General features: G+C 74.1%; 16 protein-coding genes. 9 read left to right on the forward strand and 7 right to left on the reverse strand.

Annotated elements, in window-relative coordinates; all coding sequences use genetic code 11:
• Positions 1-23 precede the first annotated feature (23 nt).
• Positions 24-632 carry a DNA-binding response regulator gene (locus ACFY1T_RS00400; RefSeq protein WP_099889481.1) on the forward strand — a complete coding sequence of 203 codons (609 nt, stop codon included), beginning with the start codon at positions 24-26 and terminating at the stop codon, positions 630-632.
• A gap of 217 nt (positions 633-849) precedes the next feature.
• On the forward strand, positions 850-2,124 hold the full coding sequence (locus tag ACFY1T_RS00405) for a glycosyltransferase (protein WP_390786368.1): 1,275 nt from the start codon (positions 850-852) through the stop codon (positions 2,122-2,124).
• 70 nt (positions 2,125-2,194) lie between these two features.
• Here ACFY1T_RS00405 and ACFY1T_RS00410 read toward each other — a convergent pair whose 3' ends face one another.
• Entirely contained in the window at positions 2,195-2,902 is a 708-nt protein-coding gene (locus ACFY1T_RS00410) for a hypothetical protein (protein ID WP_390786369.1), read from the reverse strand.
• 123 nt (positions 2,903-3,025) lie between these two features.
• Positions 3,026-4,336 (reverse strand): phosphoribosyltransferase family protein, encoded by a 1,311-nt coding sequence (locus ACFY1T_RS00415; protein ID WP_390786370.1) that lies wholly within the window; start codon positions 4,334-4,336, stop codon positions 3,026-3,028.
• A 248-nt stretch (positions 4,337-4,584) separates the two neighbouring features.
• Here ACFY1T_RS00415 and ACFY1T_RS00420 point away from each other — a divergent pair, with 248 nt between their 5' ends.
• Complete coding sequence (locus ACFY1T_RS00420; protein ID WP_390786371.1) at positions 4,585-5,565, forward strand: XdhC family protein; 981 nt, start codon at positions 4,585-4,587, stop codon at positions 5,563-5,565.
• A gap of 222 nt (positions 5,566-5,787) precedes the next feature.
• Here ACFY1T_RS00420 and ACFY1T_RS00425 read toward each other — a convergent pair whose 3' ends face one another.
• Positions 5,788-6,111 (reverse strand): plasmid stabilization protein, encoded by a 324-nt coding sequence (locus ACFY1T_RS00425; protein ID WP_390786372.1) that lies wholly within the window; start codon positions 6,109-6,111, stop codon positions 5,788-5,790.
• A gap of 137 nt (positions 6,112-6,248) precedes the next feature.
• Between ACFY1T_RS00425 and ACFY1T_RS00430 the strand changes: the two genes are divergently transcribed.
• Positions 6,249-6,644 carry a DUF6479 family protein gene (locus ACFY1T_RS00430; protein ID WP_390786373.1) on the forward strand — a complete coding sequence of 132 codons (396 nt, stop codon included), beginning with the start codon at positions 6,249-6,251 and terminating at the stop codon, positions 6,642-6,644.
• 61 nt (positions 6,645-6,705) lie between these two features.
• Here the strand turns inward: ACFY1T_RS00430 and ACFY1T_RS00435 are convergent, their stop codons facing one another.
• The gene (locus tag ACFY1T_RS00435; RefSeq protein ID WP_390786928.1) at positions 6,706-7,599 is read right to left on the reverse strand and encodes an ATP-dependent DNA ligase; all 894 of its coding nucleotides are present in this window, start codon (positions 7,597-7,599) and stop codon (positions 6,706-6,708) included.
• Entirely contained in the window at positions 7,599-8,504 is a 906-nt protein-coding gene (gene ligD, locus ACFY1T_RS00440) for a non-homologous end-joining DNA ligase (RefSeq protein ID WP_390786374.1), read from the reverse strand. Before ligD ends, ACFY1T_RS00435 begins: the two co-directional genes overlap by 1 nt.
• 31 nt (positions 8,505-8,535) lie before the next feature.
• Between ligD and ACFY1T_RS00445 the strand changes: the two genes are divergently transcribed.
• Positions 8,536-9,609: a Ku protein gene (locus tag ACFY1T_RS00445; RefSeq protein WP_390786375.1), complete on the forward strand. Its 1,074-nt coding sequence runs from the start codon at positions 8,536-8,538 to the stop codon at positions 9,607-9,609.
• On the opposite strand, the gene ACFY1T_RS00450 is transcribed toward ACFY1T_RS00445, so the two are convergent.
• Positions 9,606-10,136 carry a PaaI family thioesterase gene (locus tag ACFY1T_RS00450; RefSeq protein ID WP_390786376.1) on the reverse strand — a complete coding sequence of 177 codons (531 nt, stop codon included), beginning with the start codon at positions 10,134-10,136 and terminating at the stop codon, positions 9,606-9,608. The genes ACFY1T_RS00445 and ACFY1T_RS00450 overlap by 4 nt on opposite strands.
• 107 nt (positions 10,137-10,243) lie before the next feature.
• Between ACFY1T_RS00450 and ACFY1T_RS00455 the strand changes: the two genes are divergently transcribed.
• Complete coding sequence (locus ACFY1T_RS00455; RefSeq protein ID WP_390786377.1) at positions 10,244-11,215, forward strand: GlxA family transcriptional regulator; 972 nt, start codon at positions 10,244-10,246, stop codon at positions 11,213-11,215.
• 201 nt (positions 11,216-11,416) lie between these two features.
• Here the strand turns inward: ACFY1T_RS00455 and ACFY1T_RS00460 are convergent, their stop codons facing one another.
• Positions 11,417-12,274, reverse strand: coding sequence for a nuclease-related domain-containing protein (locus ACFY1T_RS00460; protein ID WP_390786378.1), 858 nt, complete (start codon positions 12,272-12,274; stop codon positions 11,417-11,419).
• 182 nt (positions 12,275-12,456) lie between these two features.
• Here ACFY1T_RS00460 and ACFY1T_RS00465 point away from each other — a divergent pair, with 182 nt between their 5' ends.
• The 3 genes from ACFY1T_RS00465 to ACFY1T_RS00475 all read left to right on the forward strand — a co-directional run bounded on the left by ACFY1T_RS00465 (position 12,457) and on the right by ACFY1T_RS00475 (position 15,208).
• Positions 12,457-13,059 carry a hypothetical protein gene (locus ACFY1T_RS00465; protein ID WP_390786379.1) on the forward strand — a complete coding sequence of 201 codons (603 nt, stop codon included), beginning with the start codon at positions 12,457-12,459 and terminating at the stop codon, positions 13,057-13,059.
• Positions 13,060-13,193: 134 nt separating this feature from the next.
• Positions 13,194-13,934, forward strand: coding sequence for a hypothetical protein (locus ACFY1T_RS00470; protein ID WP_390786380.1), 741 nt, complete (start codon positions 13,194-13,196; stop codon positions 13,932-13,934).
• The gene (locus tag ACFY1T_RS00475) at positions 13,931-15,208 is read left to right on the forward strand and encodes an ATP-binding protein (protein ID WP_390786381.1); all 1,278 of its coding nucleotides are present in this window, start codon (positions 13,931-13,933) and stop codon (positions 15,206-15,208) included. Before ACFY1T_RS00470 ends, ACFY1T_RS00475 begins: the two co-directional genes overlap by 4 nt.
• Positions 15,209-15,210: the final 2 nt, after the last annotated feature.

The following is a 15,210-nucleotide window of genomic DNA, read 5'->3' on the forward strand; positions in this document are numbered from 1 at the left end:
GCGCGGACGGGGGGCTCGTCACGGTGATCAGAATCCTGCTGGCCGAAGACATGCACATGGTGCGCGGTGCGCTCGTCGCCCTGCTCGACCTGGAGGACGACCTGGAGGTCGTCAGCGAGCTGTCGCGGGGGGACGAGATCCTGGCCGCCGCCCTCGACGTCCGGCCGGACATCGCGATCATCGACATCGACCTCCCGGGGCTCGACGGGCTGAGCGCCGCCGTGCAGATCCACGAACACCTCCCGGAGTGCCGGACGCTGATGCTCACCAGCCTCGGCCGCCCAGGCACGCTGCGCCGGGCCCTGGCGGCCCAGGTCTCCGGCTACCTCCTCAAGGACGACTCCCCGAAGGAACTGGCCAGCGCCATCCGGCGGGTGGTCGCCGGCCACCGGGTCATCGACTCCAAGCTGGCCGTGGCCGCCTGGAACGGCCTGGAGAGCCCGCTGACCGACCGCGAGACCGAGGTGCTGCGCATGGCGGCCCAGGGCTCGGAGGCCGCCGAGATCGCCGGCGAGCTCCACCTGTCCACCGGGACCGTACGGAACTACCTGACGACGGTCGTGATGAAGCTGAAGGCCCGCAACCGGGTCGACGCGATCCGCATAGCCCGCGACGCCGGCTGGCTCGTCTGACCGTGCATTCGAGTGGTCTTGGGCGCTGACCGCCTGCCATGGGGCGGCATCGCCCGGGCGCCCTCGTAACGTCGCGGCAGATGAAGCACACGCGACTGCGGGCAGGTACCGCCGGCTTGGCCGCGGCTTGCGCGGAGCGGTTCCGGGACTCCACAAGTCCCCTACGGAAGAACGCTCTTGCGCCGGCGCCCGCACCGACCCGAGCCGGGAGCACCAGATGACGTCGACCGCGACACCGAGGTTCTCCGTTTTCACCCCCAGCCACCGCCCCCGTTTCCTCGACGAGTGCCTGGCGACCCTGCAGGCGCAGACCTGTCCGGACTGGGAGTGGATCGTCCTGCTCAACGGCGGCGCCCGATGGCGGCCGGAGCGGCCCGACGACCGGGTCCGCGTGGTGATCGCCGACGAGGTGCAGGGCGTCGGGGCGGCCAAGCGCAGGGCCTGCGAACTCGCCCGCGGCGAGATCCTCGTGGAACTCGACCACGACGACCTGCTGGCGAAGGCCTGCCTGGCCGAGCTGGGCACGGCCTTCGACGAGCACCCCGAGGCCGTCTTCGTCTACAGCAACACCGCGCAGATCGCCGAGGACGGCAGCCGGGACGACTCCCGCTGGGACGAGTCCTGCGGCTGGCAGTACGAGGAGGTGGAGGTCGACGGCCGCAAGCTGCTGGCGGTCACCTCCATGGCGCCGACACCGCACAACGTGGCCTACATCTGGTACGCGCCCAACCACGTACGGGCCTTCCGCAAGGAGGGCTACGAGCAGGCCGGCGGGTACGACGCCGCGCGGACGGTCCTGGACGACCAGGACCTGATGTGCCGCCTGTTCCACATCGGGGACTTCCACCACATCGACCGCTGCCTGTACCTCCAGCGGGTGCACCCCGCGAACACCCAGAGCGACCCGGAGATCAACGCGCACATCCAGCGCGAGACGGTCGTCCTGTACGACAGGTACATCGAGGCCAACGCCCTCGCCTGGACCCAGCGGCGCGGCCTGCTCGCGCTGGACCTCGGCGCGGCCCACCGCAAGCCTCCCGGGTACGTCGGCGTCGACCAGCACCCGGGGCAGGGCGTCGACATCGTCGCGGCCCTGCCCGGGAGACTGGACCTGCCCGACGGCTCCGTGGGCGTGATGCGGGCGGTGGACTTCCTCGGGCACGTGCCCGCGAAAGTGCCGCTGATCAACGAGCTGTACCGGCTGCTGGCGCCCGGCGGCATGCTCCTCATCACGACGCCCAGCTCGGACGGGCGCGGCGCGTACCAGGACCCGTCCCACGTCGCCCACTACAACGAGAACTCGTTCTGGTACTACACGGACGACCAGTACCGCGCCTTCGTGCCCAAGATCGAGGCCCGTTTCCAGTCGTCGCGGCTGGTCACCTACTTCCCGACCGAGTGGCACTCGCGGAACGACATCTCGTACGTGGTCGCCAATCTCATCGCGATGAAGGAGGGCGCCGCGCGGTGCGGCGGACCGCTGCTGGTGTGAGCGGGCACCACGAACGGCGGTGCCCCGGGGCCGAGGCCCCGGGGCACCGCCGTTCGGTCCCGGCGAAGACTTACGGCGCCACGTCGGCGCACACCACGTACGCGGTGATCGGCTGGTCGTCCGTGGTGGTGGCCGTCCACCCGGTGGGGGGCGTTCCGCCCACGGGGAAGCTGTCGCGCATGGCCCCGTTGTCGGTGGAGAACCCACCACCGGTGGCGATGTCGCCCGCGTCACAGTTGGCGGTCGCCGTCCTGTTGGCGGTGACGGTCCTGGTGTACGTGGCGATCTGGGCTCCCTGAGCACCCTGCGCGCCCTGGGCTCCCTGAGCTCCCTGAGCTCCCTGAGCTCCCTGAGCACCTTGCGCTCCCTGAGCACCCTGGGCTCCCTGAGCGCCCTGAGCACCCTCGCCAGCAGCGCCCTGGGCTCCCTGCGCGCCCTGGGCTCCTTGAGCACCCTGCGCGCCCTGAGCACCCTGGGCTCCCTGAGCGCCTTGCGCACCCTGGGCCCCCTGCGGGCCCTGCGGACCCGGCCGGCCGTCGTGGCCGGGCCGGCCCGGCCGGCCTTGGGGGCCCTGCGGACCGCGCTTGCCACCGTGGTCGCCGCCGCCCGTGACGCCTGCGGGGCCGGGCAGTGCCACGGAGCTGCCGGTACCGGACCTGTCGATCGCGTCGGCGATGGCCGAGGTGGCCGGGACGAGGTTGAGCGCCACGGCGAGCACACCGGCGCCGACCATCGTGGCGGACTTCAGGCGTCTGGTTCGGATCGTTCGATGACTCAAGAGAACCGTCCTCACAGGACTGGGAGGGTCACGCCCGCAAGCGCGCTCCTCTGGCTACGAACGAAGCCATTGTCGACTCATTGTGATCAAACGATCACATTCCGACCCATGTCGCGGTGACGATCACCCGGGCGGCCCCGCTTCTCGGCCGGTCGCGCGCGGCGGACGGTGGGTGGTGAACCAGCGCTCGGCGAGGGCGGAGACCCGGTGCAGCGCTCCGGGCTCCTCGAAGAGGTGGGTGGCGCCCTGGACGAGCTCCAGACGGTTCTCGCAGTGCAGACGGGCCTGCGCCTCGCGGTTGAGGGCGAGGACCCGGTGGTCCTCCGAGCCGACGATCAGGAGCGTGGGGGCCCGGACCGCAGCGAGGCGGGATCCGGCCAGGTCCGGGCGGCCGCCTCGGGAGACCACCGCGTGCACCGGCGAGTCCGGGGAGGCGGCGGCCGCGAGGGCGGCCGCCGCACCCGTACTGGCGCCGAAGTAGGCCGGCGGGGCCTGGGTCCGGGTGCCGAGCCAGGCCGTGGCCGCGGCGAGGCGGGCGGCCAGGGTGTCGATGTCGAAGACGTTCGAGCGGTCCGCCTCCTCGGCCGGGGTGAGCAGGTCGAACAGCAGGGTGCCCAGGCCGGCCCGGTTCAGGGCCGCGGCCACGGCGCGGTTGCGGGGGCTGCGCCGGCCGCTGCCCGAGCCGTGTGCGAACACGATCACCGCGCCCGCGCCCTCCGGGAGGGTGAGGTCGCCGGGAAGGTGCAGGCCCGCGGCCTCCACCGCCACCTCCACCTCGGCCCGTTCCGGCGGGTCCGGCCGGCGCGGCGACTGGGCGAGGAGGGAGACGACCTCCTCGTCCGGGGTCTGGGAGAAGTCCCGGTACCACTGGCCGACCGAGGAGAACCCCGGCGGCGCGGACAGGCAGACCACCTCGTCGGCCACCTCGCCCACCCGCCCCAGCGCGTCCGGCGGGGCCACCGGGGCCGCCATCACGACCCGGGCCGCGCCCTGCGCCCGTACGACCTGGCAGGCGGCGGCCGCCGTGGCTCCGGTCGCGATGCCGTCGTCCACCACGATCACCGTCCGGCCGCGGAGGTCCTCCTGCGGACGGGCCGCGCGGTAGCGGGCGGCCCGTCGGACCAGCTCCGCCTGTTCCGCCTCCTCGACGGAGGCGATGTCCCGCGGGCCGAGCCGCCCGCGCCGGACGATGTCCTCGCTGATCACGCGTACGCCGCCCTCGCCGATGGCGCCGAACGCCAGCTCGGGCTGGTACGGGACCCCCAGCTTGCGGACGACGATCACGTCGAGCGGGGCGCCGAGGGCGTGGGCCACGTGGAAGGCGACCGGGACCCCGCCGCGCGGCAGCCCCAGCACCACGGGGTGGTCCGCCGCGTACCTCGCGAGCTCCGTGCCGAGCCTTCGGCCTGCGTCGTCGCGGTCCGTGAAGAGCATTGCGGGTCATCCCCAAGGGTCGTCCCCCGGCGTTCCCTGCCGTACTTCGAAACAACGCCTCCCGGCGCCCGCGTGCAACTCGGATCGGCGTCCCGTCCGGTGGTCCGTACGAGTCGGACGGGTCCGGGTCTGTGGGTTTTGCGGGATGGGTAGGGGTGGGGGGCGTGCATAGGTTGGCCGTGAGGCCGCGTTGCGCCGCTGACCTGGCGCTTCGGTGCGGGCTCTGACGACGAGGATGGGGCGGCGCGATGCGTGAGCTGGTGGAGACGGCGCGGCGGTGGGCGGCCGAGGGGCGGGCCGGGTTCCTGGCCCGGCCGGTGACCGAGCAGGGGTTCGGGCCGCGGGACCCCGCCGGGGCCCTGCTCGTGGACGCGCGCGGGGAGTGCGTCGGGGCCCTGTACCGGGGCGTCTTCGACGCCGAGCTGGTGGCGGAGGCGGGAGCCATGGCCGCCGGGGCGACCGCGCGGGTCTGTGACGTGTCGGTGGGGGCCGACGAGGCGGCCCTGGCCAAGCTGACCTGCGGCGGGCGGGCCGAGATCCTGCTCCAGCCGCTGTCGGCGGTGCCCGCCGCGTGGTGGGAGCTGCTCGGCGAGGGTGTCGGCGTCGCGCTCGTGACCCGGCTCGACGAGGGGGCCGAGCACGCGGTGAGCGAGGTGGTACGGGCCGTCGACGCACCGGCCGACGACGCCGAGCGGCGGGCCGGCGAGCTGCTGGCCACCCGCCGGCCCGGGCGGGACGCACTGTACGGGGAGCGCGGGCTGGTGTTCGTGGAGGCGTACCCGTCCGCCCCGTACGTGGTCGTCGGCGGGGGCGGCGAGCTCGCCGAGATCATCGAGGCGCAGGCCCTGCTGCTGGGGTGGGGGGCCGGACTCGTCGACTCCGTCGCCGCGGCCGGGAAGCTGCTGGAGGCGCGCCGCGACGCCGCCTGCCTGGTGATGCTGAGCCACGATCCCGGGTTCGACGTGCCGACCGTACGGACCGCGCTCGCCCTGGGGATTCCGTACGTGGGCGCGCTCGGCTCCCGCAAGACCACCGCCCGGCGGCGCGAGGAGCTGACCGCCGCCGGGGTGTCCGCCGCCGACCTGGCGCGGGTGCACGGGCCGATCGGGCTGGACCTGGGGGCCCGGACGCCCCCGGAGACGGCGCTGGCGATCTGCGCGGAGATCCTGGCCGTGCTCGGCGGTTACGAGGTCCGGGCGCTGCGCGATTCGGACGGGCCGCTGCGCTAGGGGGTGTCTTGTCGATCAGGCCGGATCAGGGAGCGTTGGTGGGCGCCGTGGATCGCAAGGCGGACGAGGGAGGCGACGCGGTGGGGGCACCTCCCAGCGGTAGCTGGGGGACGTCGGCGACCGAGGACAACGCGGCGAGGCGCGGTGCCCGCCACCGCGAGCCCGGCGTGATCGGCAAGACACCCCCTAGGGGGTGTCCGGCACGCGGGGCTTTCGTCGGGGTCAGTCGCCGAGGGCGCGCTTGAGCTGCGTCTTGTTCATGTCGGAGCGGCCGTGGATGTTGCGGCGCCTGGCCTCCGCGTAGAGCTGTTCGTACGTCGGCCCCTGCGCGCCCGAGTGGGAGCGCAGGCCGCCGCGGCGGGCGGAGGAGATGTCCTCCAGCGACTGCCTGCTCGCGGTCTTGGACTCGCCGGCCCGGGCCCGTTCCTTGTTGACGGTCCGGGCCGCGATCTCCTTGGCCCGTTCCTCGGACTCGCCTCGCCGCTCGGCGCTCTCCTTGACGTGCTCGTACTGGCGTTCTCGTTTGGGTGAAGATCCGCGGGGCATTTTCGGGCTCCTTTCCGGGCGGGTCGCCGTTGCGCCTGCCCCCGATCCGGCGCGGTAGTCGTCCGGCCCTCGGGACGGGACTCTCCCCGCGCTCAGGGTGAAACGGTCACCAATACGGGAAAATGGTGCGTATGGACATGACCTTGAGTCTGGACCAGACCCTGAGCAGCATCGCCTGGTTCCTGGTCGTCGGGATCATCGTCGTCGGCGTTCTGCTCGGCGGCTTCAAGCTCGGCCAGCGGGTCCGGGCCAAGGAGCCCCCGCCGCCGACCGCCGAGAGCCAGCCCCACCTGCCGAACGGGGGCGCGGTCTACGAGCTCCGCGAGGAGCGCGAGAGCGTGGAGATCCCCGAAGGCGGCCTGCGCCCGCACGAGATGCAGGGCTACGGGAACTTCGGCTCCACCACGAGCAGCCATCAGGAGGAGGACCGGGCCGAGCGCGAGGCCGGCTACCGGAACCCGCCGCAGTACCCGGGGCCGCAGCAGCCCCCGCACGGCGAACCGCCGGCCTACAAGCCGACCGGGAACGCCTGACGCGACCGTCACCGCCGCGACCCGCCCGACCCGCGCCGCGCCACGGCGCGGGTCACGGGCGTCAGAGCTCCGTCCGCAGCCTGAGCACTTCCGGCGGCGGGTGCCGGGCCGTGGAGGGGTGGCGGACCTCGGCCGTCAGCGGCGGGTCGAGCGGACGGTAGGGCACCTCGCCGATCCCGATCGCGGTGACCGTGGCTCCGGCCGGGGCCCCGGCCGGCCCTTCGCGGGCCGCCATCGCGGCCACCACGTCCGCCCGCAGCGCCGCCGTCAGCGGGCTCGACACCAGCGGGGTCTCGTCCCCGACCGGCAGCACCAGGACCAGTGCGAGGGGGCGGCGCGGGGTGCCGGTGTAGCCGACCACCGCCGCGTCCCGCACCTCCGTGTGCCGCAGCTTCTGCCAGCCGCGCCGGCCCGCCGGGTACGTCTGGTCCAGCCGCTTGACGACCAGCCCCTCGATGCCGCTGGCGGGCAGGGTCTCGTACCAGGTGGCCGCCAGCTCCGGGTCGGTCGTCATCGGGACCGGCTGCAGGGGCGGCCCGAGCGGGAGCAGCAGGTCGACCAGGAGCGCCCGGCGCCGCTCGTACGTGCGCCCCCGCAGGTCCAGCCCGGCCAGTTCCAGCACGTCGAACGCCGCGTACGAGGCCGGCAGGCTCTGGGCGAGTACGGCGGCCCGCGCGGCCGTGGCCGCGGCCCGGCGCTGGACGAGGGCGAAGTCCGTACGGCCGGCGTGCCAGACCACCACCTCGCCGTCGAGGACGGTCCCGGCGGGCAACTGCCGGGCCGCGGCCGCCAGATCGGGGAAGGCGGCGGTCACGACGCGGCCGGAGCGCGCCTGCAGCACCACGTCCTCGGCGGTGCGCACGACCACGAGGCGGTGGCCGTCGAACTTGGGCTCGTACGCGAGGCCGTCCCCGCGCGGGAGGGCGCGTACGGAGGCGGCGAGCGCGACGCGGATCACGGCCGGGTCCCGGGGGGTGCGGGCAGCCGGCGGGCGCTGCCGGGATCGGTCAGCGGGGCGAAGAGGTCCCCGTCGCGCTCCAGCCTCGGCGGGACGTCGTCGGCGAGGAAGACGAGGTCGGCCGGGGTGCGGCAGGCCGCGACCTCCTCCCAGGACACAGGGGCGGAGACGGTGGGCCGGGCCCGTGCGCGCAGGGTGTAGGGGGCGGCGGTGGTCTTGGCGGCGGCGTTCTGGCTGTGGTCGACGAAGACCTTGCCGGGGCGCAGCGCCTTGGCCATCCGGTGCAGGGCGAGGTCGGGGAGCGCGCGCTCGGCTTCCTGGGCGAGGGCCTTCGCGTACGCGGACACGCGGTCGGACGGGGTCGGTTCCAGGGGCACGGCCAGGTGCACCCCCTTGGAGCCGGAGGTCTTGGCGTACGCCCACAGGCCGTCGGCGGCGAGGCGCTCGCGCAGCCAGAGTGCGACGGCGCAGCATTCGACGGCGGTGGCGGGCGCGCCGGGGTCGAGGTCGATGATCAGCCGGTCGGCGAGGGCCGGGCTGCCGGCCGGCCACTGGGGGGTGTGGAACTCGACGACGAGGTTGGCGGCCCACATGAGGGAGGGCAGGTCCGCGACGACCACCTGTTCGGCGGAGAGGTCCTCGGAGCGGGGCACCGGGGTGGTTTTCACCCAGGCGGGCGTGCCGGGCGGCGGGTTCTTCGTGAAGAAGAGCTGGCCGTCCGGGCCGTCGGGATAGCGCAGGAACGACACCGGCCGGTCGTGGATGTGGGCCAGCAGCGGACCGGCGACGGTGGCGTAGTAGTGCAGCACCTCGCCCTTGGTGTAGCCGGTCTCGGGGTACAGGACCTTGTCGAGGTTGGAGAGCGGGATGCGACGCCCCTCCACCATGGTGATCGGCGTCATACGATGAGACTGCCATGAATCGGGAGGAACCGTGCGATCCATCTGGAACGGGGCGATCTCCTTCGGCTTGGTCAGCATTCCGATCAAGCTGGTGAACGCCACCGAGAGCCACTCGATCTCCTTTCGCCAGATCCACCTGAGCGACGGCGGACGGATCCGCTACCGCAAGGTGTGCGAGCTGGACGGCGAGGAGGTGGCGACCGCCGAGATCGGCAAGGGGTACGAGGAGGCGGACGGGTCGATCATCCCGATCACGGACGAGGACCTGGCGCAGCTGCCGATCGCCACGGCGAAGACGATCGAGATCGTGTCGTTCGTACCGGCGGACGAGATCGACCCGCTGCAGATGGACGCGGCGTACTACCTCGCGGCGAACGGGCCGACGGCGGCCAAGCCGTACACGCTGCTGCGGGAGGCGCTGAAGCGGAGCCGGAGGGTCGCGATCGCCAAGTACGCGCTGCGCGGGCGGGAACGGCTCGGCATGCTGCGGGTGGTCGACGACGTGATCGCGATGCACGGGCTGCTCTGGCCGGACGAGATCCGGGTGCCGGAGGGGGTGGCTCCGGAGGGCAGGGTGTCGGTGCGGGAGGCCGAGCTGGACCTGGCGGACGCGCTGATGGCGACGTTGGGCGAGGTGGAGATGGAGTCGCTGACGGACGAGTACCGGGAGGCCGTCGAGGCCATGGTCTCGGCGAAGTCGGAGGGTGCGTTCGAACCCCCGGCGGAGGCCGACGTGGAACCGGCCGGCGGCAAGGTCATCGACCTGATGGCGGCGCTGGAGAAGAGCGTGAGCGCGGCGAAGGCCTCGCGGGGGGAGCCGGGCCCGGAGGCCGCGGTCACCCCGATCCGGCGCAAGACGGCGTCCGCCCCGAAGTCGGTGGGCGGGAAGAAGTCCACGGCCGCGACGAAGAAGACGGCGGCCTCCGGTACGAAGAAGACCGCGTCGGCCAAGTCGACTTCGGCCAGGTCCGCCGCGGACAAGTCGGCGGCGGCCAAGCCGGCGGCCACGAAGTCCACCGCCAAGTCCACGTCGAAGGCGGCCTCGGCGAAGAAGACCGCCGCCGCGACGAAGAAGGCGACCCCCCGCAAGCGGGCCTCGGCCTAAGGCCGCAGGACCACGCAGGTGGTCGTGCCGTGCGCGTACAGCTTTCCGTCCCGGGCGCCGACCACCCGGGCCTCGGCCGTGGCGGTGGTCCGCCCGACGTGCAGCGCCGTCCCCTCGCACCGCAGCGTGGGCGTCTGCGCCAGTACCGGCCGGATCATGTGCACCCCCAGCTGCACGGTCGTGTACGTGGTGCCCGCCGGGAGGCGGGTCATCACGGCCGAGCCGAGCGCCGAGTCGAGGAGCGTGGCCAGGAATCCGCCGTGCACCGTGCCCATCGGGTTGAGGAGGTGGTCGCCCGGATCCCCCTCGAAGACCACGGAGCCCTCCTCCGCCTCCGTCAGCCGGAAGCCGAGGGTACTCATGATCGAGGCCTCGGGCAGGGCGCCCTTGAGGCACGCCTGCAGGACCTCGAGCCCGCTCATGCCCAGGATCTCCGGGGTGGGTTCGGGACGCGAGTACCAGGTGTGGGTACGGGAGCGGTCGGCGCCGGCCGGGGCGGCGTACGGGGTGGTGCGGGGCGTGGTCATGACCCGACCCTAGGCACGCCCGGTGCGTTGCGGGAGTGACGGATCCGGCACCTTGCACATCGATTCCGACACTCGTCCCCCGCTCCTTCGCCCGCTAGGGTGAGCCGGTGAAAACCGCCGTCCTGGTCCTCGACGGGGTGTTCGACTCCGGCGTCTCGGCCGTCCTCGACGTCCTGCACACGGCCAACGCCCTGCGCGAGCGGCTGCCCGGAGCCCCGCCGCCCGCCTTCGACGTCCGCACGGTCGGCGTCCGGCGCACGGTCCGCACCGGCCTGGGCCACCGGATCGACACCGAGCCCGCCCGCACCGCCGAGGACGCCGATCTCCTCGTCGTGCCCGCCCTCATGGAGCGCCGCCCCGAGGCGCTGGTGGAGGCGGTGGCCTCCGCCGGGCACCGCAGCGCGCGCGGGCTGCTCGCCGAGGCCCGCGAACGCCGCACCCCCCTCGCCACGTCCTGCACCGGAACGTTCCTGCTCGCCGAGTCCGGGGTGCTCGACGGCCGCCGGGCCACCACCAGCTGGTGGCTCGCCCCGGTCTTCCGGGACCGCTACCGCAAGGTCACGGTGGACGAGACGCGGATGGTCACCACCTCGGACGGGATCACCACCGCCGGCGCCGCGTTCGGCCACCTCGACCTCGCGCTGGCGATCGTGGGCATGCGCAGCCCCGCCCTCGCCGGCCTGGTGCGGCGCTACCTCGTGGTCGACGACCGGGCCTCGCAGGCCGCGTACGCCATCCCGAGCGCCCTGGCCCGACACGATCCGCTGGTGGCCGCGTTCGAGCAGTGGGTCCGGGCGCGCATCGCGGAGCCGCTGTCCATCGCCGAGGCGGCCCGCGATCTCGGGGTCAGCGAACGCACCCTGCAGCGCACGGTCGCCCGTACGCTCGGCCGGCCGCCGATCCGGCTGGTGCAGGACCTGCGCGTGGAGCAGGCCGAGCACCTGCTGCGCACCACCGGCCTGCCGCTGGCGGCGATCGCCCGGAAGGTCGGCTACGAGAGCCCGGGCGCCCTGCGGGCCCTGCTCCACCGCCGCCTGGGCAAGGGCCCGCGCGCACTGCGCCCCGCGGACCCGGCCTGATCCGGCCTGATCGACAAGAGACGCCTTAGGGCGTGTCCGCAAAGTCCCGCCTGCCCCGCGACGCCCGGCACGCACTCTCGGCGCACCGGGCGAAATCCCGAGTACGTCCAGTACAAGGGCTTCCGCCCGGCACGCCGAGAGCACGCACCGGACGCCGCGGGACCGCCCTTCGGGCGGCCGGCGCCACTTCGCGGACACCCCCTAGCGCCCGCTCCTCGGCTTGCGGGCGGTGAAGGACCGCGGGCGGGGGCGGTGCGGGAGGGGCGGGAGCCAGGTGCGGGCGTCGCGGGCCTGGATGAACAGGGCTTCCATGTCCGGGGGTTTGAGGGTGGCCGGGGCCGAGGCGAGGTGCGCCCGGGCCGTCGCCGGCTCCAGGATGCGGATGTCGCGGACCGTCGGGGCCACGTCGACGCGGGAGGCGTCGACCAGGGCCAGGGCCGGCAGGACCGGGGCCGCGAGCGCCCGGGTGGCCGCGGCGGCGGCCCGGCGGATCCAGCGCGGGTCGGGGCGCGGCTCGGCGCGGCCCACCGTGAGCAGCAGGTCCCCGACGGCGGCACGCTGGCGGCGCCCGGGGAGCGTGCGGACGCAGAAGATCCCCGCCGGACCTATGAGCAGGTGGTCGATGCCGCCCAGGCCCGGCAGCGGGACGCCGTGCAGGACCCGCCAGCCGTCCGGTTCGAGGGAGTCGAGGAGGTCGCCCATGCGCTGCTGGGCGGTCAGGTCCTGGCGGAGCCGGTGCCGGGCCCGGGTGCCCGCCGGGCCGTGCTCCAGTTCGCCCAGCAGGAGTTCGCCGGGCCGGTTCGGGGCCAGGTCCTCGTCCGGTGGAAGGGCGAGTCTGCGCAGGTCGGCCGGTGTGGGCACCGGCGGTGGGCCGATCGTGAACGGGCCCGCGATGTACGGGCGTAACGCCGCCACGACCGCTTCGCGGTGCTGGTCGGCGAGCACGCTGATCCGGTTGGTCTGCCGGTCGTACCAGGCCACCGCCTGGCCGTCGGGCAGGTTGACGTAGAGCCGGCCGCGGCCGGGGCGGCCGCTCGGCAGCACCTTGAGTCCACGCATGGACCTCACCCCCCGCCGTACATGGGAGCAGCCCGGACGCCCCGCGGCAATCCCCCGGTGGAGTTCTCGGCCGTGTAACAGCTTCTACGGAACTCCGCCGGGTGCCTGTTACATGCTCATCGCGGTACTGACACAGCGGACTCCTAGGTTTGTCGCACCTGGACCGGACCGAAGGATTTCCCGTGAGCACCGTCGACCGCCGCACTCTCGTACGAGCCGCCGCAGTGACCGTCTGCGCCGGAACCCTCCTCGCGCTGCCCGCCGCGGCCGCTCTCGCCGAGGGGGTGCCCGCCGCCTCGGCGGCGCATGCGGCGGGTGCGCCCCGGACCCTGCTCAAGAGCCTCGCCCTCGCGGACGGCGTGTCCAAGGCGAACGTCTACCGGGTCGCCGGCGGCGGCTTCCAGGCCGACATCCTGGCCGCCGACGGAGCCAGGGCGGCCACCCTGACCAGCCGCGAAGGCGCCGCCGGCTTCGCCAGCTCGGGCCCGCTCCACGCGGCCCTGCAGCCCGACGGCCGGCTCTCCTCCTGGGTCGGCGGGACGGGTGACGCGACCGGCCGCACCGCCACTCCCGTCTCCGACGGGTACAAGACCGGGATCCGGGACGGCAAGGTCGTCCAGGCCTCCGCCGGGCACGCCCGCACGGTCGCCGGCGGGACCCTGGACACGCTGGCCGACGGGCCGGGCGACGGCGTGCTGCTGCTCGCCGCGGGCGGCGGCATCGCGGCGGTGGGCGCGGCCGGGCTGGGCTTCGCGATGCTGCGCCGCGGGCGCACCGAGGGCTGATCCGCGTGGATCACCGCGGATCACCGCGGATCACCCCGGGCCACCGCGGATCACCGCGGGCCACCACGGGTCACCGACGAGCTCCCGAAGGCCGCAGAAACGGTCATATCTCCGCATAAGGTTAAGATGCGCCGATGAGTGCCCGCCCCCGTGCCCGCGCCGCCCTGCTCGCCCTGCCCCTGCTCCCGCTGCTGCCCCTGCTGGCGGCCTGCGGCGACACCGGCGGGCCGGTGGCCGCCGGTCCGACCCCGACCGCGAGCGGACCCGTGCATCTGTGGCCGGAGCGCAAGGGGGCTTCCGTACCGCCCGCCGAGCCGGGAGGCGCGCCGCCGGAGTACGTGCAGGGGCTGGCCCCCGTGTCGGGGCAGAACGTGCACGAGGTCGATCCGGTGGCGCTCGTCCAGGCCGAGCTGGCCGCCCACCCGGACGCCGACGTCGGCCCGGACGGGATGCCGGCGCAGACCGTCGCGGCCGTCAAGGCGTGCGGTCGGGCCGGGCAGCCGCGCGAGAAGTGCCCGGTACTGGCCCCGTACTACCGGGACCTGACGGGCAACGACCGCGACGAGCTCGTCGTCGGCATCGAGTTGCCGGACCGGATGATGTCCGTACGGGCGTACACGGCGGACCCGGACGGACGCCTCAACCGGATCATGGCGACGACGCAGACCCTCGTCACCGTGGAGCTGGCCGGGCGGGACGTGATCCTGCGGATGCCGAGCGGCAATCCGGGCTACGAGCTGATCACCGCATGGTCCTGGGACGAGAAGCAGCGGACGATGCTGCCGACGCGCGAGCAGATCGTGCGGCTGCCGGGGACGGCGCAGAGCCCCTCCGCGTCCCCTCCGCTGAAGCCGTCCGCCGAGGGCACCCCGTGAGGCGGGTGCAGGGGCGGCTGCCCGCCTGGACGGCCACGCTGACCTGGAAGTCCGGCCTGTTCATCGTCGTGATGTGCTGCTCCCTGGCGGCCGTGCTCGGCGCGCTGGTGCACGTGGAGGTGACCCGGCAGACCGTCGCGGCGGCGCGGGACAAGGCATTGGAGAAGCTCCACGACGTCTCCCGCGAGTACGAGGCCGGCGAGGCCCTCCCGCCCGACGCGGGGATCGACCCGGCGGGGCTGCCCCCGGCGCTGCGCGCCCTGGCGGTGTCCGGGCAGCGCGCGACGATGGTGGCCGACTACGAGGGCCGGCCGACGATGTGGGCGGCGGCGCCGGCGGACGGCAAGGCCCTGGCGACGGCCGTGGACTACTCGCAGAGCGCGCGGACGATCAACGGCCTGGACAACGCGATCATCGGCTCCTCCATGCTGGCCATCGGCGGAACGCTGCTGGTGGGCGCCTTCGCGGTGACCCGGGTGACGCGGCGGCTGCACCTGACCGCGACCGTGGCCCGGCGGATCACCCAGGGCGATCTGGACGCGCGCGTGGACGATCCGCGCACGAAGGACCCCTCCCGGCACCAGGACGAGGTGGCGACGGTGGCGGCCGCCCTCGACACGATGGCCGGAACCCTCCAGGCGAAGCTGCTGAGCGAGCAGCGGTTCACGGCGGACGTCGCGCACGAGCTGCGCACGCCGCTCACGGGTCTGCAGGCTGCTTCGGAGCTGCTGCCGGAGGGGCGGGCCACGCAGCTGGTGCAGGAGCGGGTACGGACGATGCGCGGGCTGACCGAGGACCTGCTGGAGATCTCGCGGCTGGACTCGGGGCGCGAGGTGGTGGAGACGGATCTGCACCAGCTGGGGCGCCTGGCGCGGCGGGTGGTCCGGGCCTCCGGCACGGAGACGGAGCTCGTGATCGTGCGGGACGCGCACGTGGAGACGGACCGGCGCCGGCTGGAGCGGGTGCTGGGGAACCTGGTGGCCAACGCGCACAAGCACGGGCGGGCGCCGGTGGTCCTGACGGTGGACGGCCCGGTGGTGACCGTGCGGGACCACGGCGACGGGTTCCCGGAGTACCTGATGGCGCACGGCCCGCAGCGGTTCCGGACCGGCGGCGCGGGAACGGGCAAGGGACACGGGCTGGGGCTGACCATCGCGGTGGGACAGGCGGAGGTCATCGGCGCGCGGCTGGAGTTCCGCGGCGCGGAGGGGGGCGGGGCACTGGCCGTGCTGACGCTGCCGGAGCCCCCGCCGGAGCCTGCGCCGCGGCCCTGACG

The sequence above is a fragment of the Streptomyces sp. NPDC001194 genome, assembly GCF_042896985.1.
In the GTDB taxonomy this organism is placed as follows: Bacteria; Actinomycetota; Actinomycetes; order Streptomycetales; family Streptomycetaceae; genus Streptomyces.